At 68.6% G+C, this 24,650-nt stretch carries 24 protein-coding genes; 8 read left to right on the top strand and 16 right to left on the bottom strand.

From position 1 onward, the window contains the following. The first annotated feature begins 49 nt into the window (after positions 1–49). Together ACN6M5_RS18540 and ACN6M5_RS18535 are read left to right on the top strand one after the other, a co-directional pair. On the top strand, positions 50–3,889 hold the full coding sequence (locus ACN6M5_RS18540; protein ID WP_434952135.1) for a multifunctional oxoglutarate decarboxylase/oxoglutarate dehydrogenase thiamine pyrophosphate-binding subunit/dihydrolipoyllysine-residue succinyltransferase subunit: 3,840 nt from the start codon (positions 50–52) through the stop codon (positions 3,887–3,889). An 84-nt stretch (positions 3,890–3,973) separates the two neighbouring features. Then, entirely contained in the window at positions 3,974–4,741 is a 768-nt protein-coding gene (locus ACN6M5_RS18535; RefSeq protein ID WP_434952133.1) for a VOC family protein, read from the top strand. Between the two features lie 51 nt (positions 4,742–4,792). Here ACN6M5_RS18535 and ACN6M5_RS18530 read toward each other — a convergent pair whose 3' ends face one another. Then, positions 4,793–5,035, bottom strand: coding sequence for a zf-HC2 domain-containing protein (locus tag ACN6M5_RS18530; protein ID WP_085369963.1), 243 nt, complete (start codon positions 5,033–5,035; stop codon positions 4,793–4,795). Beyond that, the gene (locus ACN6M5_RS18525; protein WP_247597317.1) at positions 5,032–5,625 is read right to left on the bottom strand and encodes a sigma-70 family RNA polymerase sigma factor; all 594 of its coding nucleotides are present in this window, start codon (positions 5,623–5,625) and stop codon (positions 5,032–5,034) included. Before ACN6M5_RS18525 ends, ACN6M5_RS18530 begins: the two co-directional genes overlap by 4 nt. A 114-nt stretch (positions 5,626–5,739) precedes the next feature. Between ACN6M5_RS18525 and aroA the strand changes: the two genes are divergently transcribed. The 3 genes from aroA (at position 5,740) to bcp (ending at position 8,728) form a co-directional block, all read left to right on the top strand. After that, positions 5,740–7,107 (top strand): 3-phosphoshikimate 1-carboxyvinyltransferase, encoded by a 1,368-nt coding sequence (aroA, locus tag ACN6M5_RS18520; RefSeq protein ID WP_434952130.1) that lies wholly within the window; start codon positions 5,740–5,742, stop codon positions 7,105–7,107. A gap of 13 nt (positions 7,108–7,120) precedes the next feature. Then, positions 7,121–8,179: a ribosome small subunit-dependent GTPase A gene (gene rsgA / locus ACN6M5_RS18515; RefSeq protein ID WP_434952128.1), complete on the top strand. Its 1,059-nt coding sequence runs from the start codon at positions 7,121–7,123 to the stop codon at positions 8,177–8,179. 75 nt (positions 8,180–8,254) lie between these two features. Next, entirely contained in the window at positions 8,255–8,728 is a 474-nt protein-coding gene (gene bcp, locus ACN6M5_RS18510; RefSeq protein ID WP_434952126.1) for a thioredoxin-dependent thiol peroxidase, read from the top strand. Positions 8,729–8,741: 13 nt separating this feature from the next. Here bcp and ACN6M5_RS18505 read toward each other — a convergent pair whose 3' ends face one another. The 7 genes from ACN6M5_RS18505 to ACN6M5_RS18475 all read right to left on the bottom strand — a co-directional run bounded on the left by ACN6M5_RS18505 (position 8,742) and on the right by ACN6M5_RS18475 (position 15,043). Then, the gene (locus tag ACN6M5_RS18505; protein ID WP_434952124.1) at positions 8,742–9,506 is read right to left on the bottom strand and encodes an ABC transporter ATP-binding protein; all 765 of its coding nucleotides are present in this window, start codon (positions 9,504–9,506) and stop codon (positions 8,742–8,744) included. Beyond that, positions 9,503–10,321 carry an ATP-binding cassette domain-containing protein gene (locus ACN6M5_RS18500; RefSeq protein ID WP_434952122.1) on the bottom strand — a complete coding sequence of 273 codons (819 nt, stop codon included), beginning with the start codon at positions 10,319–10,321 and terminating at the stop codon, positions 9,503–9,505. The genes ACN6M5_RS18505 and ACN6M5_RS18500 overlap by 4 nt, the downstream gene beginning before the upstream one ends. Then, the gene (locus ACN6M5_RS18495) at positions 10,318–11,202 is read right to left on the bottom strand and encodes an ABC transporter permease (RefSeq protein WP_168688908.1); all 885 of its coding nucleotides are present in this window, start codon (positions 11,200–11,202) and stop codon (positions 10,318–10,320) included. The genes ACN6M5_RS18500 and ACN6M5_RS18495 overlap by 4 nt, the downstream gene beginning before the upstream one ends. Then, the gene (locus tag ACN6M5_RS18490) at positions 11,199–12,161 is read right to left on the bottom strand and encodes an ABC transporter permease (protein ID WP_085369955.1); all 963 of its coding nucleotides are present in this window, start codon (positions 12,159–12,161) and stop codon (positions 11,199–11,201) included. The genes ACN6M5_RS18495 and ACN6M5_RS18490 overlap by 4 nt, the downstream gene beginning before the upstream one ends. A gap of 74 nt (positions 12,162–12,235) precedes the next feature. Beyond that, entirely contained in the window at positions 12,236–13,732 is a 1,497-nt protein-coding gene (locus tag ACN6M5_RS18485; protein ID WP_434952119.1) for an ABC transporter substrate-binding protein, read from the bottom strand. 102 nt (positions 13,733–13,834) lie between these two features. Then, complete coding sequence (locus ACN6M5_RS18480) at positions 13,835–14,590, bottom strand: DUF1684 domain-containing protein (protein WP_434952117.1); 756 nt, start codon at positions 14,588–14,590, stop codon at positions 13,835–13,837. A 36-nt stretch (positions 14,591–14,626) separates the two neighbouring features. Continuing rightward, a complete protein-coding gene (locus ACN6M5_RS18475; RefSeq protein ID WP_168688905.1) occupies positions 14,627–15,043 on the bottom strand; it encodes a hypothetical protein in 417 nt (138 codons plus the stop codon). Between the two features lie 292 nt (positions 15,044–15,335). On the opposite strand from ACN6M5_RS18475, the gene ACN6M5_RS18470 reads away from it, so the two are divergent. Next, on the top strand, positions 15,336–15,584 hold the full coding sequence (locus tag ACN6M5_RS18470) for a WhiB family transcriptional regulator (protein ID WP_055890939.1): 249 nt from the start codon (positions 15,336–15,338) through the stop codon (positions 15,582–15,584). A gap of 384 nt (positions 15,585–15,968) precedes the next feature. Here the strand turns inward: ACN6M5_RS18470 and ACN6M5_RS18465 are convergent, their stop codons facing one another. Genes ACN6M5_RS18465 through ACN6M5_RS18445 form a run of 5 tightly spaced genes read right to left on the bottom strand, consistent with a single transcriptional unit; the run spans position 15,969 to position 21,054 of the window. After that, entirely contained in the window at positions 15,969–16,745 is a 777-nt protein-coding gene (locus ACN6M5_RS18465) for an ABC transporter ATP-binding protein (RefSeq protein ID WP_085369951.1), read from the bottom strand. Continuing rightward, the gene (locus ACN6M5_RS18460; RefSeq protein WP_247597316.1) at positions 16,742–17,536 is read right to left on the bottom strand and encodes an ABC transporter ATP-binding protein; all 795 of its coding nucleotides are present in this window, start codon (positions 17,534–17,536) and stop codon (positions 16,742–16,744) included. Before ACN6M5_RS18460 ends, ACN6M5_RS18465 begins: the two co-directional genes overlap by 4 nt. Next, positions 17,533–18,423: an ABC transporter permease gene (locus tag ACN6M5_RS18455; protein WP_085369950.1), complete on the bottom strand. Its 891-nt coding sequence runs from the start codon at positions 18,421–18,423 to the stop codon at positions 17,533–17,535. The genes ACN6M5_RS18460 and ACN6M5_RS18455 overlap by 4 nt, the downstream gene beginning before the upstream one ends. After that, positions 18,420–19,499, bottom strand: a complete 1,080-nt coding sequence (locus tag ACN6M5_RS18450; protein ID WP_247597315.1) for an ABC transporter permease — start codon at positions 19,497–19,499, stop codon at positions 18,420–18,422. Before ACN6M5_RS18450 ends, ACN6M5_RS18455 begins: the two co-directional genes overlap by 4 nt. After that, on the bottom strand, positions 19,483–21,054 hold the full coding sequence (locus ACN6M5_RS18445; RefSeq protein ID WP_434952113.1) for an ABC transporter substrate-binding protein: 1,572 nt from the start codon (positions 21,052–21,054) through the stop codon (positions 19,483–19,485). The genes ACN6M5_RS18450 and ACN6M5_RS18445 overlap by 17 nt, the downstream gene beginning before the upstream one ends. A 174-nt stretch (positions 21,055–21,228) precedes the next feature. Between ACN6M5_RS18445 and ACN6M5_RS18440 the strand changes: the two genes are divergently transcribed. Further along, positions 21,229–21,795 carry an Lrp/AsnC family transcriptional regulator gene (locus ACN6M5_RS18440; RefSeq protein WP_085369948.1) on the top strand — a complete coding sequence of 189 codons (567 nt, stop codon included), beginning with the start codon at positions 21,229–21,231 and terminating at the stop codon, positions 21,793–21,795. A gap of 7 nt (positions 21,796–21,802) precedes the next feature. Here ACN6M5_RS18440 and ACN6M5_RS18435 read toward each other — a convergent pair whose 3' ends face one another. Both ACN6M5_RS18435 and ACN6M5_RS18430 read right to left on the bottom strand, forming a co-directional pair. Next, positions 21,803–22,207: an avidin-fold protein gene (locus ACN6M5_RS18435; RefSeq protein WP_434952110.1), complete on the bottom strand. Its 405-nt coding sequence runs from the start codon at positions 22,205–22,207 to the stop codon at positions 21,803–21,805. Between the two features lie 146 nt (positions 22,208–22,353). Then, a complete protein-coding gene (locus ACN6M5_RS18430) occupies positions 22,354–23,847 on the bottom strand; it encodes a sensor histidine kinase (RefSeq protein WP_085369947.1) in 1,494 nt (497 codons plus the stop codon). A gap of 191 nt (positions 23,848–24,038) precedes the next feature. Between ACN6M5_RS18430 and ACN6M5_RS18425 the strand changes: the two genes are divergently transcribed. Continuing rightward, positions 24,039–24,590: an Rv3235 family protein gene (locus ACN6M5_RS18425; RefSeq protein WP_434952108.1), complete on the top strand. Its 552-nt coding sequence runs from the start codon at positions 24,039–24,041 to the stop codon at positions 24,588–24,590. Positions 24,591–24,650 lie beyond the last annotated feature (60 nt).

Below are 24,650 nucleotides of genomic sequence, written 5' to 3'. Positions count from 1 at the left end.
CCGTGCTGCCTGGCAACAAAGAATCAATGGAGAGAGTGGGCGAGCGGCTGTGTCGAGCCAACTGACCGGAGTGGGAACCGACGACGGATCGTCGGGCGAATTCGGAGCCAATGAATGGCTCGTCGACGAACTGTACGAGCAGTTCGTCGTCGACAAGAATTCGGTCGACAAGTCCTGGTGGCCGATCCTCGAGAGCTACCAGCCGACCGTGAAGGACGACGGTCAGGCATCCACCCCCTCCCCCAGCGAGACCCCGGCCCCCACCCCGGCGGAGCCGACAGCACCGTCCCCGACGGAGCCGCTGGCCCCCACGCCGGCGGAGCCGACAGCACCCACCCCTGCCGAGCCGTCGACGCCGGCAGGCGACGCACATCCCGTCACCGCGCCCATCCCGGTCATCGGCGCCCAGCCCGTCGCACGCACCACCTCGATCGCGCCGAAGCCGCAGCCCGTGCCGGCCGACGCCCCCGTCACCGCCCCGCAGACCGTCGTCTCCGGTGAGGACGGCGCGCCGGAGACACAGGACAAGATCACCCCGCTCCGCGGCATGTCCAAGACGCTCGCCACCAACATGGATGCGTCGCTCACCGTGCCGACCGCCACCAGCGTCCGCACCATCCCGGCCAAGCTGATGATCGACAACCGCATCGTCATCAACAACCACCTGAAGCGCGCCCGCGGCGGCAAGGTCTCGTTCACGCACCTGATCGGCTGGGCGCTGATCCAGGCGCTCAAGGAGTTCCCGAGCCAGAACGTGTACTACGACGTGATCGACGGCAAGCCGTCGCTCGTCGCGCCTGCCCACGTCAACCTCGGCATCGCGATCGACCTCCCCAAGCCGGACGGCACCCGCGCCCTCCTCGTCCCGAGCATCAAGCGTGCGGACACGATGGGCTTCGGCGAGTACCTCGCCGCATACGAAGACCTGGTCAGCCGCGCCCGCAACAACAAGCTGGGCGCAGGCGACTTCGCGGGAACCACCATCTCGCTCACCAACCCGGGCGGCATCGGCACCGTGCACTCCGTGCCCCGCCTGATGAAGGGCCAGGGCGCCATCATCGGCGCCGGCGCCCTCGAATACCCTGCCGAGTTCCAGGGGTCGAGCGAGAAGACGCTCGCCGGGCTCGCCATCGGCAAGACCATCACGCTCACCAGCACCTACGACCACCGCGTCATCCAGGGTGCAGGCTCCGGCGAGTTCCTGAAGATCGTGCACGAGATGCTGATCGGCAAGCGCAGCTTCTACGAGGACATCTTCGCCGCGCTGCGCATCCCGTACGAGCCGATCCGCTGGGCGCCGGACATCAGCGTCGACCTCGCGAGCGCCGTCGACAAGACCGCCCGCGTGCAGGAGCTGATCAACGCGTTCCGCGTGCGCGGCCACCTGATGGCCGACATCGACCCGCTCGAGTACGTCCAGCGTTCGCACCCCGACCTCGACATCGCGAGCCACGGCCTCACCTTCTGGGACCTCGACCGCGAGTTCGTCACCGGCCAGTTCGGCGGGGACAAGCGCAAGATGCTGCTCCGCGACATCCTCGGCGTGCTGCGCGACTCGTACTGCCGCACGGTCGGCATCGAGTACATGCACATCCAGGACCCCGCCCAGCGCAAGTGGATCCAGGACAAGGTCGAGCGCGGCTACGAGAAGCCGTCGCACGACGAGCAGCTCCGCATCCTCGGCAAGCTGAACGAGGCCGAGGCGTTCGAGACCTTCCTGCAGACCAAGTACGTCGGCCAGAAGCGGTTCAGCCTCGAAGGCGGAGAGTCCACCATCGCCCTCCTGGATGCGATCCTCGAGGGTGCGGCGACCGAGAAGCTCGACGAGGTCGCGATCGCGATGGCCCACCGCGGCCGCCTCAACGTCCTCACCAACATCGCCGGCAAGACGTACGGTCAGATCTTCCGCGAGTTCGAGGGCACGCAGGACCCCCGCACGGTGCAGGGCTCCGGCGACGTCAAGTACCACCTCGGCACCGAGGGCACCTTCCGCGGGGCGGACGGCGAGGAGATCCCGGTCTACCTGGCCGCGAACCCGTCGCACCTCGAAGCCGTCGACGGCGTGCTGGAAGGCATCGTCCGCGCCAAGCAGGACCGCCGACCGCCGAACACCTTCCTCACGCTGCCCGTGCTCATCCACGGTGACGCCGCGATGGCCGGCCAGGGCATCGTCGTCGAGACGCTGCAGATGTCGCAGCTGCGGGCGTACCGCACCGGCGGCACCATCCACGTCAACATCAACAACCAGGTCGGCTTCACCACGCCGCCCACCGAGTCCCGCTCGTCGGTGTACTCGACCGACGTGGCCAAGACCATCCAGGCGCCGATCTTCCACGTGAACGGCGACGACCCGGAGGCCGTCGTCCGCGTCGCCCAGCTGGCGTTCGAGTACCGCCAGGAGTTCAAGCGCGACGTGGTCATCGACCTCATCTGCTACCGCCGCCGCGGCCACAACGAGGGGGACGACCCCTCGATGACGCAGCCGCTCATGTACAACCTCATCGAGGCCAAGCGCTCGGTGCGCCGCCTGTACACCGAGGCCCTCGTCGGCCGCGGCGACATCACAGAGGAAGAGTACGAGCAGGCGCACCGCGACTTCCAGGAGCGCCTGGAGCGCGCCTTCATGGAGACGCACGCCGCGCAGACCAACTCGACGCCGGTGGTCACCGGCGAAGGAGCGGTCGCCGACCTCGAACTGCCTGCCGCCCAGCAGGAGGACAACGTCGGGGAGCCGGAGACCACGGCCGTCAGCGAGCAGGTCATCCACCTCATCGGCGACGCGTTCAACAACCCGCCTGCCGGCTTCACCGTGCACCCGAAGCTGCAGCAGCTCCTCGCCAAGCGCGGAGAGATGAGCCGCAACGGCGGCATCGACTGGGGCTTCGGCGAGCTGCTCGCCCTCGGTTCGCTCCTGCTCGAGGGCACCCCGGTCCGCATGGCGGGCCAGGACACCCGGCGCGGCACCTTCGTGCAGCGTCACGCCGTGTTCCACGACCGCTCGAACGGCCAGGAGTGGCTGCCGCTGGCGAACCTCAGCGACAACCAGGCCAAGTTCTGGATCTACGACTCGCTGCTGAGCGAGTACGCGGCGATGGGCTTCGAGTATGGATACTCGGTCGAGCGACCGGATGCCCTCGTCCTGTGGGAGGCGCAGTTCGGCGACTTCGCCAACGGCGCCCAGACCATCATCGACGAGTTCGTGTCGTCCGCCGAGCAGAAGTGGGGCCAGCGCTCGTCGCTCGTCCTGCTGCTCCCGCACGGCTACGAGGGTCAGGGACCGGACCACTCCAGTGCGCGCATCGAGCGCTACCTGCAGCTGTGTGCGGAGAACAACATGACCGTCGCGCGTCCGTCGACGCCCGCGTCGTACTTCCACCTGCTGCGCCGTCAGGCGTACGCCCGCCCGCGCCGCCCGCTCGTCGTCTTCACCCCGAAGGCGATGCTGCGACTGCGCGGAGCATCCAGTGAGGTCGGCGACTTCACGCAGGGCAAGTTCGAGCCGGTCATCGACGACGCCAGGATCAGCGACAAGGGCGCCGTCAAGCGCGTGCTGCTGATGGCGGGCAAGCTCTACTACGACCTCGCCAACGAGCTGCAGAAGAACCCGAACCCGGAGATCGCCCTCGTCCGCGTCGAGCAGTACTACCCGCTCCCCGCCGCCGAACTGAAGGCCGTCGTCGACTCGTACCCCAACGCCGAACTGGTGTGGGTGCAGGACGAGCCGGAGAACCAGGGCGCCTGGCCGTACATGATCCTCGAGACCTCCAAGCTGGGCCCGCGCCCGCTCGGTGTCATCTCGCGGGCGGCGTCGGCGTCGCCCGCCGCCGGTTCGGCCAAGCGTCACGCGCAGGAGCAGAGCGTGCTGATCCAGCGCGCGCTCACACTGTAACCGCATCCCGGTCCTGTCAGGGGCGTCTCGCGTCAGCGCGAGGCGCCCCTCGCCGTTTGCGGCGGCCGCGCGTATGGTGACGGCATGACTGTCGTGACGAAGCACCGCCTCGGGGAGCCATGCTGGGTCGACTATGCGAGCTCAGACGTTCCCCGGGCCACGGAGTTCTACACCGCCCTGTTCGGCTGGACGGCCGAGGAGGCGGGCGGGGAGTACGGCGGCTACGTCACGTTCCGCCGCGACGGGCACGCCGTCGCCGGTCTCGGAGCCGTGATGGGCGACGCGCAGCCGAACTCCTGGCTCACCTACCTGCTCGTCGAGGACGTGGATGCGTCCGAGCGAGCGGCCGTCGACGCCGGGGCGGAGGTCTACTCCCCCGCGATGACCGTCGGCGACCAGGGCAGGATGGCCGTCATCGCCGACCCTGGCGGCGCTGTGGTCGGGCTCTGGGAGCCCGGAGCGCACCGCGGGTTCGAGCTGGTCGCGGAGATCGGCGGGCCGGCCTGGCACGAGCTGTACGCGCGCAGCTACGCGACGCAGGTCGACTTCTACACGAAGGTGTTCAACTGGCAGACGCAGGTGCTCGGCGACACCGCCGACTTCCGCTACTGCACGTTCGGCCCGGACGGGATGCCGGCGGGTGGCGTCTACGACGCGGACAAGATGCTTCCGGAGGGCGTGCCGTCGCACTGGGTGGTGTACTTCGGCGTGCAGAACGCCGAGGAGTCGTGCGCCCGTGTGGTCGAGCTGGGCGGGACCGTCATCCGCGACCCGTGGGACAGCGAGTTCGGACGGTTCGCGCAGGTCACCGACCCGCTGGGCGGGCTGTTCCTCCTGCACCAGGTGCGGTAGCGGGAGCTGCGGTAGCGGGAGCTGCCGTCGCCCCGGTCCGTGCCGGCTCGCTCAGTGGGTGGCCTGGAAGCCCCGGATGCGCAGCAGCACTTCCTCGCGCAGCGTCTCCGGCGCCGTCTCCTTGCACGCCCGCTGCACCACCTCGGTGAGGACGACGCTCAGGTGCGCTTCGTCAGCGCATCCATTGCAGGTGGCGAGGTGCTCGCGGATGTCGGCAGCATCTTCGCTGCAGAGTTCGTTGCGCAGGTATTCCTCGAGGTCCTGTTTGGCCTTGTCGCAGCCGCAGTCGGTCATTTCGTGCTCCTGGGTGTTTGCACGGCGGAAAGTCCCCGCTCGTGCGCGTAGTCGGTGAGAAGCTCCCTCAGCATCCGGCGGCCGCGGTGCAGGCGGCTCATCACGGTGCCGATCGGGGTCTTCATGATGTCGGCGATCTCCTGATAGGAGAAGCCTTCGACATCAGCGAAGTACACGGCCATCCTGAAGTCTTCCGGAATGGCCTGCAGCGCGTCTTTGACGGCACTGTCTGGCAGGTGGTCGATCGCCTCAGCCTCAGCCGAACGGCTGGTGGATGCGGTGGTCGACTCCGCGCCGCCGAGCTGCCAGTCCTCGAGCTCGTCGATCGTGCCCTGGTACGGCTCGCGCTGCTTCTTGCGGTAGGTGTTGATGAAGGTGTTCGTGAGGATGCGGTACAGCCAGGCCTTCAGGTTGGTGCCCTGCTGGAACTGGTTGAACGCCGCGTATGCCTTGACGAAGGTCTCCTGCACCAGATCTTGCGCGTCGGCAGGGTTTCTGGTCATGCGGAGAGCCGCTGCGTACAGCTGGTCCATGTACTGCAGCGCCTGCTCTTCGAAGAGCGGACCGAGGTCGTCAGTTGCGGTGGTCATCACGGGCAAGTCTAGTTCCGCGCGTGTATCCACGCGCGGAGAGTCCAGGACGGCGCTCGTGAGGGTCACAGACTTTCCTTCCTTCGGTCGAAAACGCGGATACCCTTGACAACGATGCTGATCTCGAAATATTCCGCGCCAGAGTTCGATCCGTACGGCGACAACCGTGCCGACGAGCCGAACACGCTGTGGCCGGCGCCCGTCGCGACCGGTCCGCTCACCGCATCCGTGTCGCTGCCAGGCTCCAAATCGCTGACGGCGAGGGAGCTGGTGCTCTCCGCTCTCGCAGACGGGCCGTCGCTGCTGCGCGCCCCTCTGCACTCGCGCGACAGCGAGAACATGGTGGAGGCGCTGCGCGCCCTCGGCGTCGGCATCGAGGCGAAGAAGGGCGCGAGCGAGTTCGGCGACGACCTCCTGGTGACGCCCGCCGACGAGCTGCTCGGCAGCACGACCATCGAGTGCGGCCAGGCTGGCACCGTGATGCGGTTCGTTCCCCCGATCGCCGGCCTGGCGCTCGGGCCGACGATGTTCGACGCGGACGACTCGGCCCGCGGCCGGCCGATGTCGTCGATCATCTCCTCGCTGCGCGACCTCGGCGTCGACGTCAACGACGACGGCCGCGGCTCCCTGCCGTTCACCGTGCACGGCACGGGCACGGTCGCCGGCGGCGCCATCACGATCGACGCATCGTCGTCCAGCCAGTTCGTCAGCGCGCTGCTACTCTCCGCCAGCCGGTTCGAGAACGGCATCGACCTCACCCACTCCGGCGAGCGCCTCCCGAGCCTTCCGCACATCGAGATGACCATCCAGACGCTCGCGGCGCGCGGCGTGACGGTCGAGTCGCCCGAGGTGGGCCGCTGGGTCGTCGCGCCTGGCACGATCGGCGCCCGCGACGTCGACATCGAGCCGGACCTCTCCAACGCGGCGCCGTTCCTGGCGGCGGCGGTCGTCACCGGAGGCTCCGTGACGTTCACCGGATGGCCGGAGCACACGACGCAGGTCGGCGCAGACCTGGCCGACCTCCTCCCGCTGTTCGGCGCGACGGTCACCCGCGACGGCGACCGTCTCACGGTGACCGGCGGAGACCGCATCCCGGGTGTCGCCCTCGACCTGACGACGGGCGGAGAGCTCGCTCCCGCACTGGTCGCCATCGCCGCACTGGCGGACGGACCGAGCGAGATCACCGGCATCGGGCACATCCGGCACCACGAGACGGACAGGCTGGCGGCGCTGGTCGCCGAGATCAACGGTCTCGGAGGTGCGGTCACCGAGCTCGAGGACGGCCTGCGCATCGAGCCGCGTCCGCTGACCGGCGGCGTGTGGCGCAGCTACGAGGACCACCGGATGGCCACGGCAGGCGCGATCATCGGCCTGGTGGTTCCCGGCGTCGAGATCGAGAACGTCGCCACGACCGCGAAGACCCTCCCCCAGTTCACGCAGCTCTGGGCTCGCCTGGTCGAGGAAGGCACCGCCCCAGCGTGACGGAGAACGCAGCGTGACGGAGAACACCGGGTCGTGGTGGGACGACGACGATGACGACGACGAGGCGTACTCCGAGTTCGACGAGTCCAGCATCCGGAGCCGCCCCAACCCGAAGGGCAACCGGCCGCGCACCAAGACGAGGCCGGAGCACGGGGATGCGCAGATCGCGCGGGTGCTCGGCGTCGACCGCGGAAGGTACACGGTGCTCCTCGACGAGGACACCCCGGACGAACGGCAGATGACGGCGGCCCGCGCCAGCGAGCTGCGCAAGCAGGCCATCGTGACCGGCGACCGCGTCGCCGTGGTCGGGGACACGACCGGCGAGGACGGCACGCTCGGCCGGATCGTCCGCATCGAGCCGCGCACCACCCTGCTGCGGAGGAGCGCGGACGACACGGACGAGGTCGAGCGGGTGATCGTCGCCAACGCCGACCAGATGCTCATCGTCGTGGCCGCCGCGAATCCTGAGCCGAGAACCCGACTGGTCGACCGCTATCTGGTCGCCGCGTACGACGCCGGCATCACCCCGATGCTCTGCGTCACGAAGATCGACCTCGCCGACCCTGTGCCGTTCCTGGAGAACTTCGCCGGGCTCGACCTGCCCGTGTTCACGAGCAGGGAGGACCACATCCCAGTGGAGGCGATCAAGGCCGCCCTGGTGGGGCACGACACGGTGGTGGTCGGGCACTCCGGCGTCGGCAAGTCGACGCTGGTCAACGAGATCGTGCCGGGCGCGATGCGCGCGACGGGCCATGTGAACGTGGTGACCGGCCGCGGCAGGCACACGTCGTCGTCGACCGTGTCGCTGCGGGTGGAGAACGCCGAAGGTCACGGCTGGGTCATCGACACCCCGGGCGTGCGGTCGTTCGGGCTCGGGCACATCAACACCGACAGCATCCTGAAGTCGTTCACCGACCTCGCCGAACTCGCCGAGGACTGCCCGCGGGGATGCACGCACCTGCCGGATGCGCCGGACTGCGCGATCGTGGAGGCCGTCGAAGCCGGAGCGCTCGGCGAGACGGGGCGCGCGCGGCTGGACTCGCTGCAGCGGCTGCTCGCGACGTTCGCCTGAGCGGTCGCCGCGCGAGCTGTCGTCGACCCGAGCCCGATTCGCCCGCGCGGCCTACTGGTGCGCGAGAATGAAGCCATGACTGATGTGCGACTCGAAGCGGGAGACGCCGCCCCGGCGTTCACGCTCACAGACCAGGACGGCGCGCCCTTCTCGCTCGGCGACTACGCGGGCAAGAACGTGATCGTGTACTTCTACCCGGCGGCCATGACCCCCGGCTGCACCACGGAGGCCTGCGACTTCCGCGACAACCTCAACTCGCTGGCGTCCGCCGGCTACCAGGTCATCGGCATCTCCAAGGACGCCCCGGCCAAGAACAAGCAGTTCCAGGAGCAGGAGGGCCTCAACTTCCCGCTGCTGAGCGACGAAGACCTCGCCGTGCACCAGGCATACGGCGCGTACGGGGAGAAGAAGCTCTACGGCAAGACCGTCACCGGCGTCATCCGCTCGACGTTCGTCCTGAACCCGGACGGCACCGTCCGCCTCCCGCTCTACAATGTGAAGGCCACCGGCCACGTCGCGATGCTGCGCAAGAAGCTCGGCATCGACTGAGCTGCTGCCTCGGCTAGGCGGGCAGTCGCGGCACCGAGGCGAGCAGTCGCTGCGTGTACGGGTCCTGCGGACGGCCGAGGACCTCGGTCGTGGCGCCCTGCTCGACCACGCGGCCTCCGCGCAGCACGACCGTCTGGTCGCACAGCGACGCGACGACGCCGAGGTCGTGCGAGACCATGACGACGGTCATGCCCTCCCGCCTGCTCAGTTCGCCGAGCAGGTCGATGATCTGGATGCGCGTCGTCACGTCGAGCGCGCTCACCGGCTCGTCGGCGAGCAGCACCCTCGGCCGGGAGACCACGGCGCGCGCGATGGCGATGCGCTGCCGCTGGCCGCCGGAGAACTCGTGCGGGAAGCGCGCAGCGGCATCCACCGGCAGGCCGACGGCCGTGAGCGCCTCGGCCACCCTGTCGCGCGCATCCTGACCGGAGGCGACCTTCAGGCTGGTCAGCGGCTCCGCGATGATACGGCCGACGCTCTGCCGGGGGTCGAGCGACGAGTACGGGTCTTGGAACACCGTCTGCACGCTGCGGCGGAACTCGCGCATCCTGGCCCTGTCGCGGCGGTCGAGGGGCGTTCCGTCGAACAGGAGCTCGCCGCTCGTCGGGCTGGTCAGCCCGAGCAGCAGGGACAGCGCGGTGGTCTTGCCTGCACCGGACTCTCCGACCAGGCCGACGTTGCGGCCGGGCTCGACGGCGAGCGAGACGGCGTCCAGCGCGGCAGTGGATGCGCGCCGATAGCGGAAACCGGCCTCACGAAGCTCCAGGATGGCGCTCACGACACCTCCAGGGCTCTGTCGAGTTCGCGTGCGCTGGCGACGAGTTCGATCGTGTACGGGTCGCTGGGGGCCGTGAGGAGCCGCTGGATGCTGCCCTCCTCGACCACCCGGCCGGCCCTGAGGACGAGCGCGCGCTCCGTCATCCGGGAGACGACGGCGAGATCGTGGCTCACGAACACCAGCGCCATGCCGCGCTCGGCCACGATGGCGTCGATGAGCGACAGGATCTCCGCCTGCACGGTCACGTCGAGCGCGGTGGTCGGCTCGTCGGCGATGAGCAGCTGCGGGCGGCAGGCGAGGGCGGCCGCGATGGCGACGCGCTGCCGCTGACCGCCGGAGATCTCGTGCGGGTACGCGCGGGCGATCCGCTCCGGCTCCGGCAGCCGCACCTCGGCGAGCGCGTCGAGCACGGCGCGGTGCAGCGCGTCTCCGCGGAGCCCGAGGTGCCGACGCAGGGGTTCCGCGACCTGCTTGCCGAGGCGCATCAGCGGGTCGAGGGCGGTGAGCGGCTCCTGGAAGACCACGGACGCGACGCGTCCGCGCAGCGCGACCAGATCGCGCTCCTTCGCACCGACCACCTCCACGCCGCCGAGCAGGGCGCTCCCGGATGCGACGAGCCCGGCCGGCAGCAGCCCGGTGACGGCGAACGACGTGAGCGACTTGCCGGAGCCGGACTCGCCGATCAGGCTCAGCCGCTCCCCCGCCGCGACGCTGAACGTCACGTCGCGCACGAGCGGTGCGCCGGACGCCGAGGTGACGCCGAGCCGGCGCACGTCGAGCAGCGTCTCCGCATCCCGTTCGGTGGAATCGCTCATCGGGATCGCCTCCTCGTGGGGTCTGCGACGTCGCGGAGCCCGTCGGCGACGAGGTTGACGCCGATCACCAGCACCACGAGGGCAACACCGGGCGCGATCGCGCCGACGGGTGCCGTCGCCACCGTTCCCTGGGCCTCCTGCAGCAGCCGGCCCCACGAGGCGTTCGGCGGCGGGGCGCCGAGCCCGAGGTACGACAGGCTCGCCTCCGCCAGCACGGCGACGCCGAACTGCAGAGCGAGGTTCACGCTGAGCGTCGGCCAGATGTTGGGCAGGATGTGCTTGCCGACGATGCCCAGCCAGCTCGTGCCGGACGTGCGGGCCGCCGTGACGTACTGCATCGAGAGCACACGTTTGGCGAGCACGCGGGTGAGCCGGGCGACCACGGCGGACATCGCCAGGCCGATCGCGAGGATGGCCGTGCCGAGCGATGCGCCCTGCGCCGCGACGATCAGCATCGCGAGCAGCAGCGTCGGGAACGCGATCAGGATGTCGAGCGCTGCCGAGATCGTGTCGTCGAGCCAGGTGGTGGCGAACGCGGCGAGCAGCCCGAGCGTGATGCCGATGAGCGCCCCGATGGCGACGGAGCCGACACCCACCGCGAGCGCGATGCGCGCGCCCACCATCAGCTGGGAGAGCAGGTCGCGGCCGAGCTTGTCCGTGCCGAGCCAGTGTGCAGCATCCGGATGCTCGAGCCGGCCGCCCGCCGTGTCGCTCGGCGCGTACGGCAGCCAGAAGAACGAGACCACGGCGACCACCACGACGATCCCCACCAGCACGGCGCCGATGCTGAGCGACGCGGACCGGCGCCTGCGCACCCGCGCCGGCGGCTGCTGCCCGGTCTCTCCCGCGTGTCCAGCGGCCTGGTCGACGATGGCGCTCATCGGTTGCCCGAGATGCTCTGCCGCAGACGCGGGTCGACGAGACGCTGCACCAGGTCGGCCGCGAAGCCGATCAGCAGCACGGCCAGGGTGCTCACGAACAGGATGCCCTGGATGTTCGGGTAGTCGTGCTGCTGGATCGCGCGCAGCAGCATGCTTCCGAGCCCGGGCAGCGTGAACACGCTCTCCACCACCACGGCGCCGAGGAAGGTCGTCGCCAGCTCGATGCCCAGGATGGAGATGACGGGCACAGCGCCGTTGCGCAGCCCGTGCCTCCTCATGGCCTGGCCGAAGCTCGACCCGAGGGCGCGCGAGTTGCGGAGGTAGTCGCTGCCGATCACATCCAGGGTGGCGCTGCGCACATACCGGGCGATGGATGCGCTCATCACCACCGCGATCGTGATCACCGGGAGGGCGAGCGACGTGAGGGCTGCGCCGGGATCGGCCCAGTCGTCGCGCGGGAAGCCGCCGGACGGGAACCACCGCAGATTGATCGAGAAGGCGCTCACCAGCAGGATGCCGACCCAGAAGACGGGCACGGCGATCCCGAGTTGCGAGATGGCGGACAGGGCGACGCCATACCAGGTGTCCGACTTCCAGGCAGCGACGAACCCGATCACGAGAGCGAGCGCGAGCGCGATCACGAACGAGATGAGCGTGAGCGGGATGGTCACCGCCAGCCGGGACGCGATCTCCGGCCCGACCGGCAGCGAGGAGACGAACGACTCCCCCAGGTCGAGCGTGAGCATCTGGCCGAACCAGGAGAAGAACTGCTGCAGCAGCGGCTGGTCGCTGCCCACCTGCTCCTGCGCGGCCTTGATCTGCTCCGGAGTGGCGTTCACGGACAGCAGTGCGTTGGACGGGTCGCCCGGCAGCACCCTCAGCAGCAGGAAGAGGACCACCATGGCAAGCAGCAGCGACACCACCAGGAAGGCGAAGCGACGCAGAAGATAGACGGCCATGACGTTCTCAAGAGTAAATGCTCGGGGAGCCGGCGAACGGCCCCCCGAGCATCCGGTGGATAACTCGCCCCTGTCTACTTCTTGACGATGTCGTATGCGTAGAACTGGGAGTTCAGCCCGTTGACCGGGTACCCGCTGAGGTCGCTCGACGCGACCACGATCTGCGGGTAGAGGTACAGCCAGGCGCTGGCGGCGTCCTTCGCGATCTGCTCGTTGACGAGCTTCAGCTTCGCGGTCTGGTCAGCGGTGGTGGTCGCCTGCTCGGCCTCGTCGACCCACTTGGTCACCTGCGGGTTGTCGTAGCCCCAGTAGAAGTCCGGGTTGCCGTACCAGACCACGTCGCGGTCGTTGACGTGCTCCTGCAGGGTGGCGGCGAAGTCGTGGTTCTTGAACACCTTCGTGTACCACTCGTCGGCCGAGATGGAGTTGATGTTCACCGTGATGCCGACCTTGGCGAGCTCGCTCTTCAGGAACTCGGCGACGGCGGGGTGCGGGTCGTACGTCGGGGTGTCCAGCGTGAACGTGAAGCCGTTCGGGAGACCGGCGGCAGCCAGCTCCTTCTTGGCCAGCGTCACGTCGTACGGGTTCACCTTCGTGAGGTCCTCGTACCAGGGGTCGCTCGGCGGGACCATCGAGCCGATCAGCGTGCCGTACTTGCCCCAGATGGAGCTCAGCAGCTTCTTCGTGTCGATCGCCGAGTAGACGGCCTTGCGCACCTCGACCTTGTCGAAGGGGGCGACCTTGTCGTTGAAGGCCAGCAGCTCCTTCGTCGTGGACTTGCCGTTGGAGATCGTGTAGTCCTTGTTGCCGTCGAACTGGGTGAGCGCATCCGGGCTCTGGATGCTGGTGACCACGTCCACCTGGTTGGTCACCAGGGCGTTGGAGAGGGCGGTGGCGTCGGTGAAGTAGTCGAAGACGACCTCCTTGTTCTTCGCCTTGTCGCCCCAGTAGCCGGCCGAGCGCTCGAGGCTCAGCGAGCTCCCGCGCTTCCAGGTGCCGAGCGTGTACGGCCCGGTGCCGTCTTCCGCGGTCTTGTAGTTCTTGGTGCCAGGACCGTAGATCCAGATGTAGCTGAGGTTGTACGGCAGCGAGATCGAGCGCGACTTCAGCGAGATGACGACGGTCTTGTCGTCCGGGGTCGCGATGCCGGAGATCACGGCGAGCTGGGACTTGCGCGCGGACTGCGAGTCGGCGGCGGTCACCCGCTCGATGCTGCTCTTGACGTCTGCGCTGGTGAGCGCCTTGCCGGAGTGGAATTTCACGCCGTCGCGCAGCGTGAACGTGTACGTGAGGCCGTCGTCGCTCATCGTGTACTTCGTGGCGAGCAGGGGCTCGACCTTGCCGTCGTCGGTGAGCTTGAACAGGCCCTCGTAGACGTTGCCGTTCAGCGCCTCGGTGACACCCTGGCCGCCACCGGCCGTGTTGTCGAGATTGACGGGCTCATACAGCGAGCCGATGGCGATGGATGCGTCTGCGCCGCTCGACGACGACGAGCCGCCCGCGCATCCGGCCAGAGCCAGAGTGGTGGCGACGGCCGTGGCGAGCACGACGAGAAGGGATTTCTTTCTCAACGGAGTTCTCCTGGTGGGGGTTGGGATGCTGTGCTGCTGTGCTGTGAAGCTGTGGTGGGCGCTGCGCGTGCCGCGCGCAACCGCGCGCGCCGTACGCCGCCGCTAGTGCGCGAAGCCGTCGCGGAACACGACGACCTTCTCGCCCGCGTCGACAGGGACGGCGAAGCGGTTGTTGCGCGGCGGGAGCGGACAGTTGTACTGGTCCGAGAAACCGCACGGGGGCACGAACGCACGGTTGAAGTCGAGGACGGCCTTGTCGCCGTCGTGTTGCACGAACAGGAAGCGGCCGGAACCGTACGTGCCGTCGTCGCCCTCCGCGCCGTTGGTCGGGTCGCCGAACACGAGCAGCAGTGTTCCGTCGTCGTCGAACGCGCTCAGCGAGTATTCGACGCCGTCTTTGCTGAAGGTGATGTCGCCCGGGACGACGAGGTCGCGGGTGCCTCCGTTGTCGCGGATGTGCTCGAACGGAACCGTGCGGGCGCCGTCGACCGGCGTGAAGGTGGCCTCGATGACCCACTCCGGGTTGAACGGGAACGCCGTGATGGTCTCGAACGCCTGGATCGCCGGCGAGTTCGCATCCCAGAGGCGGATGCCGCGCTCCGGCTGCCCCGTCTCCAGGTTGGTGCGGGTGAGCTCGGTGGCCGTGACGGTGTCCGGCTGCCCGGCCAGCGCATCCTGAGTGGTCGTCGTGTCGCCTTCGGCAAGCCAGCGGGTCTCGATGAGGCTGAGGTTGCCTGTCGCCGCGACGACGGAGGCGAGACGCCACTCGCGCCACGCCTGGTGGCCGGCGCGGGCTTCGTCGATGGTGGATGAGGAGGCGAGCGGGGCGATGGATGTTTCAGTCACGATGTCTGCCATAACCATCAGAGTCTGCGACTTGTTCCCGCATCGGCCCTATTCGTGTTGCACAGTGTTGCGCGTCGTGGCCTTGACCACCTGCGGCGAGACGGCGAGGACGATGCCGACGAGCGCGGGGACGAGCAGCGCCCAGCCGAGGTCGGGACGCGCGTAGAGGCCCTGGAAGGAACCGACGGCGACCGCGATCTGCAGGATCTGGATGGTCACCGCCGACGCACGCGTCCAGTTCTGCGCCCTGAGCGCTCCGATCGCGGTCGCGACCACCCAGATGGCCGCGATGACCACGAGCACCAGGATGGCGACGGCCGTCGTGAACGACTCCGGCGTGACCGTGAGCAGTTCGACGAGCAGCCACACCGCCGCCCCGGCGACGAGCAGCGCCTCCAGGAAGAGCAGGACGGCGAGCGCGACCAGCAGAGGGGGCCGCCGGTGGACGTCGGACGCCGCGCTCACAGGGTCGCCCTGACGGTCGAGACGGGGGTCGGTGGAACGGTCGGACTGGTCCCCATCGGGGGGCGGAACTCTAGCACTCATTCATTTCTCGCTTGTGTTCACAGCGTTATCTCATACAAAACTATTGATTCGGATTATGCGCTATGGGAGCATATTCGAGGTCGAGTTAGCGCTCACAGGGTCGTGGGCAGGTCTATCCCCCACGGATCATTCACCCTGTAGCTCGACTGCTTACCATGCATCCTAGGCCGTAGCGGCCGGGGAACAATCAGCAAACAAGGAGCACATCTTCATGGACTGGCGCGACAAAGCTGCCTGCCTCACAGCGGACCCCGAGCTTTTCTTCCCCGTCGGCAACACCGGGCCCGCCGTCGACCAGATCGACAAGGCGAAGTCCGTGTGCGCCCGCTGCACCGTGACCGAGATCTGCCTCCAGTACGCCCTCGAGACCGGACAGGACTCCGGCGTCTGGGGTGGCCTCTCCGAAGACGAGCGCCGCGCGCTCAAGCGCCGCGCCGCCCGCGCACGCCGGGCCTCCTAGACCCGCCACAGCACGAGGCGCCCCGCCGAGGCGCTCCCTCGCACACCTAGCACTCGAGGGAGCGGCCTCGGCTTTCGTGTTTAACGCGCGCGAGCAGTCGCAGTCTCGCACCCCCGACCCTCCGCACGAACGGAGAACAGGGCGCCACCTCCCCAGACTCCGCACGAACGGAGAACCGGACATCCCTGCCCCGAAACTCCGCACGAACGGAGTCCGCGACGGCGTGGCGGGCGCGAACTCCGCTCGAACGGAGTTCGGCCGGACGACGCGCAACGGCGGAAGATCGGGCCGACGCGCCGTGGAGATGTCCGCTTGAGCGGAGAAGCCGCGCACCCACGACCGGATGTCCGCTTGAGCGGAGAGGCCGGGACCGAGAGGCGCGGGTCAGCCGGGGAGCTGGCCGAGGCCGTCGACCTTCGGGATGGCGGCGAGCAGACGGCGCGTGTAGCTCGCCTGCGGGTTGTTCCAGACCTCCGCGACCGGGCCGCGCTCGACGATGCGGCCGGCGCTCATCACCGCGACGTCGTCGGCGATCTCGCGCACGATGGCGAGGTCGTGGCTGATGAACAGCAGGGCAGCGCCCGTCTCGATCGCCAGGGTGCGCATCATCCCGGCCACGCGCGCCTGCAGCGAGGCGTCGAGCGACGCGATCGGCTCGTCGCCGATCAGCAGGTCCGGGCCGGTGGCGATGGCACGCGCGATGGCGATCCGCTGACGCTGGCCGCCCGAGAACGCGTGCGGGTGCTTGGTCGCGGCCGACGCATCCAGTTCGACGGCTTCAAGCAGCGACGCGACCGTCCAGGCCGACCGGTCCGGGTTGATGCGCAGGCCGTCGGTCAGCTGGCTCGCAATGGTCCTCCGCGGGTTGAGCGACGCATACGGATTCTGGAACACCATCTGGATGCGCAGCTGAGCCTTGTCCCGCTTCCGCAGCCCGAGCCTGCGCACCGGCTCGCCCTCGAAGTGGATGCTCCCGTGCTGCACGGGCTCGAGGCCGCAGACGGCCCGGGCGATCGTCGACTTCCCGCATCCGGATTCGCCGACGAGGCCGAGCACCTGGCGTTTGTCGAGGCGCAGGCTGACGCCGTCGACAGCGGTCAGCCGCCCGCGCCCCGGCTGCTTGTACGTGACGACGAGGTCCTCGATGTCGAGCAGGCTCATGATGCATCCCTGTCGGTGCTGGGCAGCGCGTCGATGAGCGCGCGCGTGTATTCGTTCTGCGGGTCCGTGATGATCTGGAACCGGTCGCCGTGCTCGACGATCTCTCCGTTGCGCATCACCGCGATCGTGTCCGCCAGCGCCGACATCACGCCGAGGTCGTGCGTGACGAGCAGCACGGCGAGGTCGAGCTCGTCGCACAGGGTGCGCAGCAGCCGCAGGATGCCCGCCTGCACGGTCACGTCGAGCGCCGTCGTCGGCTCGTCGGCGACCAGCACGGACGGGCCGCAGATGATCGCCATCGCGATGGCGATGCGCTGCAGCTGGCCTCCGGAGAACTGGTGCGGGTACTTCTTCAGCGCACCGGCCGGGTCGGGCACCTTCACCAGTTCGAGCGTGTCGATGGCGCGCGCAATGGCCTCCTTCTTGGAGATCTTGCGGTGCGCTCTGAGGTGGTCGGTGAGCTGCCCTTCGATCGTGAGCATCGGGTGCAGGCTCGCCGTCGGATCCTGGAACACCATCGCGACCCGCGAGCCGCGCAGCTCGTTCAGCGCCCTTCCCCGCAGTTCGAGCAGGTTGCGTCCCTCGAACTCGATCGTGCCGCCGGTCTGCGATCCTGCGGGCAGCAGCCCGAGGGCCGCGAGCCCCGTCATGGTCTTGCCCGACCCCGACTCGCCGGCCAGCCCGGTGATCCGGCCGGCTGGCACCTCGAGGTCGATGCCGCGCAGGATGTGCTTCGCACGCTCGCCTGACCCGATCGACATCGTCAGGTTCCGGATGCTCAACCCGCTCACAGTGCCCTCCCCTGAACGCTCTCAGCCGTGCGCGGATCCAGGGAGTCGCGCAGGGCGTCCCCGAGGAAGTTGAACGCGAGCACCACGGAGAGGATCGCGAGCCCAGGGAACACGGCGATCCACCAGGACGAGAAGTTGAGGACGCCGGACGAGACCATCGCGCCCCAGTCCGGTGTCGGCGGCACAGCGCCGAGGCCGAGGAACGACAGGCCGGACAGCAGCAGGATCGCCGTGCCCACATCCAGGGTCGCCAGCACGAACACCGGCGCGATGATGTTGGGCAGGATGTCCTTCGACAGCGACACCACCGGGCTGTTGCCCAGCAGACGTCCCGCGATCACGTACTCGCTCGTGCGCGCCCCCAGCACCAGCGAACGGGTGACGCGGGCGTATGCGGGCCACGACACGATCAGCATCGCGATCACCGCGTTGGTCAGGCTCGGGCCGAGGGATGCGGCGATCACCATCGCGAGGATGATCGTCGGGAACGCGAACACCAGGTCGGCGATGCGCATGATGATCTCATCGGCCGCCTTGCCGATGTATCCGGCGACGGCTCCGAGGATCGAGCCGATCACCAGCGACGACGCCACCAGCAGGAGCGCGAGCAGGATGGAGACGCGGGCGCCCGCGATGACGCGGGAGAGCACATCCCTCCCCACCTCGTCGGTGCCGAACCAGTTGACCGGGTTCGGGGCGAGCAGCTTGGTGAAGCTCTGGGCGAGAGGGTCGTACGGCGCGATCCACGGTGCGAGGATCGCGACCAGCAACCACACCACCACGATCGCGCCGCCGGTGACGGCGAGCGGCGTCCGCATCGCGCGCGGCACGTTGAGCCTGGCGCGGAACGGGCGGCGCAGCCCGCGGGAGAGAACGTCCTGGGTCATGCCGTCCTCACTCTCGGGTCGATCAGACCGTATGCGATGTCGACCACCAGGTTGAGCCCGATGTAGACGAAGCCGACCACGAGGCCGACGCCCATGATGGCCGGGAGGTCGAGCTTGGTCGCCGCGGAGAACGCGTACTCGCCGAGCCCGTGCCAGGAGTAGATCTTCTCGACGAGCACGGTGCCGGAGAGCAAGGAGCCGAACGCCAGGCCGACCACGGTGATGATCGGCACGAGCGAGCCGCGCAGCACGTAGCGGAACACCACGGTGTGCGCCGGGAGGCCCTTGGCCCTGGCGGCACGCACGTAGTCGAGGTCCAGGACTTCGAGCACGGCGGAGCGCGCGAACCTGGTCAGCAGGCCGATCGTGTACAGCGCGAGCACGGAGGCGGGAAGGATGAGGTGGTAGACCGCATCCCAGAACGTCGGCAGGTCGCCGGCGAGCAGCGCATCCACGGTATAGAGGCCCGTGACCTGCGGAGGCGCGATGGCCGTCGGTGCCAGCCGGCCCGACCCGGGAAACAGGTGCAGCTGGTAGAAGAAGACGAAGTAGACGACCAGCGCCAGCCAGAACGCGGGCATCGAGACGCCGATGAGGCTGATGACCCGGATGAGCTGATCCCAGAACGTGCGCCGCTTGAGGGCGGCGATCAGGCCGAGGCCGATGCCCAGGACGATCGAGATGACGATCGCGGTCACCGCCAGCTCGATCGTGGCGGGGAACGCCCGCGACAGGTCGGAGGCGACGGCGTTGTGCGTCTGAGTGGACGTGCCGAGGTTGCCCTGGAGCACGTGACCGAGGTAGGTGAGGTACTGCACCGGCAGCGGCTTGTCGAGTCCCTGCGCCTCGCGGAACTGCTGCACGATCGCCGGGTCGGCCGCTGCCTGCTCACCGAGGGCCGCCTGCACGGGGTCTGCCGGGACGAGGTTGGTCAGCGTGAACGTGACGAGCGTGACTCCGAAGAGGAGCAGGACGGTGATGCCGAGCCGGATCGCGAGGTAACGCGCCAGCGGGGGGATCCCCGCCGGCGCGTTCCTCTCGCGTTCGCCCGGAGGCGTCTTACTTGATGCCCGCAAAGTCGATCGTCCAGAGCGGGTTGAGCGACAGGGACGTGATGGACTTCGCGGTCACCACGTTCTGCGCAGGCTGCAGCAGCGGAATGAACGGCCCTGAGGCGTTCTGCGCCTTCTGCAGCGCCTGGTAGGCGGCGGTGCGCTCCTCCGTGCCGGTCGCGGCCTTGGCCTTCGCTGCCAGGTCGCTCACGGTCGGGTCGGCATCCGCCGTCCAGCCGGCGCGGAGGCCGACCAGTTCACCGGGGGTGAACGCCAGGTAGTTCGAGGGGTCCGGGAAGTCCGGGCCCCAGTACCAGAGTCCCATCGGCTCCTTGCCGTTGCGGTACGCATCCAGCTCGGTGGCGACGGGCGCGGGGGCGAGCTGGACGGTGATTCCGACGGTCTTGAGCTGAGCCTGGATGGACTCGGCGACCGACTGCAGCGACAGGCCCTGCACGGTGATGTCGTTCGGGAAGTTCAGCTTGACCGTCTGGCCGCTGTATCCGGACTTCGCGAGCGCCGCCTTCGCGCCGCTGAGGTCGAACTGGTTGCCGTCCGACGCCTTCAGCGCGCCGATGAAGATCGACGGGATGACGCCGCCCGGCCGCTCGGACCCCTTGCCGGCCAGGTCGAGGATCTTGTCGTAGTCGATCCCCTTCTTGACGGCGTCCAGGAAGTCCGGGTTGCTGGTGAACGGGTCGACGGCCTTGTCCTGGTTGAGCAGGAGGAAGATCGTGTATCGCGACGCCGCCGAGATGACGTTGACCTTGGAGGCGTCGATGGCCGCGACCTGGTCGGGGTTCAGGTCGAGTGCGATCTGGGAGTCGCCCGCCTCCACGTTCAGCTTCTGGGTCGGTCCCTGCACGTTGCGGAGCACGACGCGGTCGTATGCCGGAGCCTTTCCGCTGTACTTCGGGTTCTTCTTCAGCACCACCTGGGATGCGGCGTCGAACGACTCGAGCATGTACGGGCCGGAGCCTGCCGAGGTCTTGTTGAGGAAGGACTCCGCCTTGTCGTCTGCGGTGGCCGACCCGCCGTTCTTCTCGACGACCTTCTTGTTCACGACGCCGAGCGCCGGGTTGGGAAGGATGTACGGGAGAGCGGGGTTCGGCTCTGCCGACGTGAGCGTCAGCGTGGTGTCCGAGGTCTTCGCCACGGTGATGCCGTCGAGCAGGAAGGACGGGTTGCCCTTGATGCCGAGCACGCGCTGCAGCGAGAACACGGCGTCGTCGGCGGTGACCTTGGAGCCGTCCGAGAACGTGGAGTCGCCCTTCATGGTGAGGGTGAGCACCTTGTTGTCGGCCGACATGGTGTAGCTGGCGAGCCCGTCGACCGGCTTCGAGACATCGCTGCCGTCGAAGGTGAGGAGGGTCTGGTAGAGAGCGTGGGCGACCATGCCGCCGGTGGTCTCGTACTCGCGGTTCGGGTCTGCGGTCTTCAGGTCGAACGAGGCGTCGACCACGATCGACTTCCCGCCGGACGATGACGCGTTGTTGGAAGTGCCGCCGCAGGCGCTCAGGACGAGCGCGCTGGCGACTGCGATGCCGACGAGGCCGGCGCGACGCAGGGAATGGGACACGGATGACCCCTTTGACTTGGTTGGAAGGTTAGGTGTGAAATTACTGTCATCCATGAATGTGTGTCAACTTTGCGCGGAAATCTCGGACGAATGTGCTGCGCTTCTGCCCTCGACGGCATATTATCTCCATCACGCGGGCCATTTCGCCCGCTCGGAGGACGAATGTGAGGGCGCATGGAACTCGACGAGACGCATATCCGGATGCTGGAACTTCTGCGAGAGGATGGCCGCACCTCCATCGCCGCCCTGGCTGAAGAACTCGGCATCTCGCGCTCCAACGCGTACGCCCGCTATGAGGCGCTCGTGAAGAACGGCGTGATCCGCGGGGTGCACGCCGACATCGACCCGGCCGCCGTCGGCCTGAGCGTCTCAGCGCTGGTCTTCGTCACCCTCCGGCAGAGCCAGTGGGCCGACTTCCGCAGCAGGCTGGAGACCCTGCCGGAACTCGAATACTTCACCGTGATGACCGGCGAGCACGACGCGATGCTGCTCGTCCGCGCCAGCGGCGTCTCCGCCATCCACAACCTCGTGGCCACCCGGCTCGCGCAGTGGCCGTCGATCAAGGCGACGGTCACGGTGTTCCTCATGGACGAGCAGGCGACGAGGGTGTCGCTCCGGATGCCCCGGGTCGCCTCCGACGCACTGCAGACCTCGGGCGAGCGCTACGGCATGACCCGGTTCGTCCGAACCAGCGACCAGCGGGCGGAGCGGGCGACGGCCGATCCACGCAGACGGCGGTGAGCTGAGGCTACGCCACCTCGCGGCACACGGAGACGTGCTGCGCGCCATCCGGGGTCGCGAACTCCTCGGTGAGGATCAGCCGGCCGTCGTCGTCGGTCGAGAGCGTCGATGTGGCGCTCCCCTGCGCCGTGCTGCCGTCGATGCCGTGGTGCACGAACGAGATGTGCAGCACGTCGTCCTCCCTGCGCCCGACGAAGCGGCCGACCGCGACGGTGTCGCCGACGTACTCGCCCCACAGCACCCCGGAGTCCTCACGGTAGAGGAAACGTGTCGGAGCATCCTCGGCCACCACACTCGACGTCGACGAGATCATGTCGAAGTACTTGCCGTCGAGGGGAGCGGATGCGCGGGTGTTCTTGGCGGAGGCGGTCACGGCGGACCATTCTGCCCCCGCTGCCCTGGGGGTTGTCAAACCGGGATGCGATCCGTCCAGCGGGCGCGCATCCGGAGCCTGTTGCGCGGCATTTGTGTTGCGAAACGCCGTTTGCGCGGAACGATTCGTCCCGAACCACGTTTTCGCCGCTACAGATGGATGCGGCGGGTGCGAACGACCGGACGTTATGACTTCGTGAGGTAGCGCAGCGGCACCTCGATGGTCACCTCGGTGCCCTGTCCCATCATCGTGTGCCAGTCGATCGTGCCGCCCAGCTCGCCCTGGATGAGCGTGCGCACGATCTGCGTGCCGAGCCCGCTGCCCACCTTGCCCTCCGGCAGGCCGGAGCCGTTGTCGACCACCTTGACCGTGAGCGAGTCCTCCGAGCGGTCGGCGATGATCTCCACCTCGCCCTCGCGACCCGCGAGCCCGTGCTCGACGGCGTTGGTGACGAGCTCGGTGAGTGCGAGCGCGAGCGGCGTCGCGTACTCGCTCGGCAGCGAACCGAAGCTGCCGGACGACTTCGGGTGCACGGTCGTGTTGTGGCTCGACGCGACCTCGGCCACCAGCAGCAGCACCCGTGCGAACACGTCGTCGAAGTCGACGATCTGGTTGAGCCCGGTGGAGAGTGTGTCGTGCACGACGGCGATGGCCGCCACCCGGCGCATCGCCTGGTTGAGGGCCTCCCTGGCCTCCTCCGAGTGCGTGCGGCGGGCCTGGATGCGCAGCAGCGACGCGACGGTCTGCAGGTTGTTCTTCACCCGGTGGTGGATCTCCCGGATGGTCGCATCCTTGGTGATGAGCTCGCGCTCCTGGTGCCGCAGCTCGGACACGTCGCGGCAGAGGACGATCGCGCCGACGCGCTCCCCCCTGTTGCGGATCGGGATGGCCCTGAGCGACACGGTGACGCCGCGCGCCTCGATGTCGGTGCGCCACGGTGCCCGCCCGGTGACGACGAGCGGGAGGGACTCGTCGACGGTCATCCGGCCGGACAACAGCCGGGTGGTGACGGTGGCGAGGGACTCGCCCTCCAGCTCCTCGGTGAAGCCCATCCTGTTGAAGGCGCTGAGGGCGTTCGGGCTGGCGAAGGTGGTGATCCCATCCACGTCGAGCCTGATGAGGCCGTCGGAGGCGCGGGGCGCTCCACGCCGCGGGCCGCTGGGCGCCCCCAGGTCGGGGAAGTCGCCGGTGGCGATCATGTTGAAGAGGTCGTTGGCGCACGCGTTGAACGTGAGTTCCTGACGGCCCGGGGTGCGCGCCTCGCTGAGGTTGGAGTGCCGCGTGATGACGGCGACAGGCTGCTCGGCGGTCTCGGGAGAGTTGACGCTCAGCCGCCGGATGACCGGGACGGCGAGCACCCTGGTGGGCGTCTCCTCGAACCAGTCCGGCGCGTTGGTGTCGATGATCTGCTTGGTCTGGAACGCATCCGTGACCTGCTGCCGCCACTCCGGCTTGATCCGCTGGCCGACGAAGTCACGGTAGAACAGGGTCGCGGCGCTCGACGGGCGCGCGTGCGCGACGGCGACGAAATCGTCATCGGTGGTCGGCACCCACAGCACGATGTCGGCGAAGGCCAGATCGGCGAGGAGCTGCCAGTCCCCGACGAGGCCGTGCAGCCAATCGACGTCCTCCTCCGAGGAACGGGTATGGGCATGCACAAGATCACTGAGCGTCGACACGCACCTAGTCTAGGCAGTCCCCCGACACGATCACGGATGTTATCCACAGCCTGTGTTAGAGCCCTGGACTCCCCGTAGACGCGCCTGCTTGAGTGACACTCACGCGGCGGCCGGAGCGAGGAGAGGCTTCCCGCTGCCAGCACCGAAGCAAGTCGCCGCACAGCCGCGGCCACGACGAGGGGAAAACTCCTGTGACCACCGTTCTCAACCACCACGACGACCGCGCCAGCCCGACCGCCCTCCGCGAACGGGCCGGGATGCGCCTCCGGGCGCGGCAGGGGGCGGATGCGGTGGATGCGCCTGAAGCGGCTCAGGAGGCGCGTGGACGGGGCCAGGGGCCCGAGGGTGGGGCTCCGCCGTTCCGGGCCGTCGCGGAGCTTCCAGCCGTCCCGCGCGCGGACGGGCTGCCCGATCCGGCGCCCCTCGCGGCCAACCTCGCTCTACGCGTCATCGAGGTCCTGGCCGGAGCGAGGAACATCGACCAGCTCAGCCGCTGGGTGAGCGACTCGGTCTTCGTGCATCTGCTGCGACGCACCACCATCTCGGAGCGCACCAGGAAGATCGCGGGCACCCCGGTCCAGCGCCCGCGCCTCTGGGTCGGCGAGCCGTACATCGCGACCCCACGCGACGGAGTGATCGAGGCGGTCGTGCTCGTGCACCAGCCCAACCGCACGCGCGCCGTCGCCATGCGCCTCGACGTGGTCGGCTCGCGCTGGAGGGCGAGCGCGATGACCGTGCTGTGAAATCACCAGCCGGAGACGCGAATGGCCGCCCCGGGCGGGGCGGCCATTCGTGGTCGGTCA

Source organism: Leifsonia araucanica, from assembly GCF_051161895.1.
In the GTDB taxonomy this organism is placed as follows: domain Bacteria; phylum Actinomycetota; class Actinomycetes; order Actinomycetales; family Microbacteriaceae; genus Leifsonia.
This window is presented reverse-complemented; position numbering and strand designations above follow the sequence as displayed.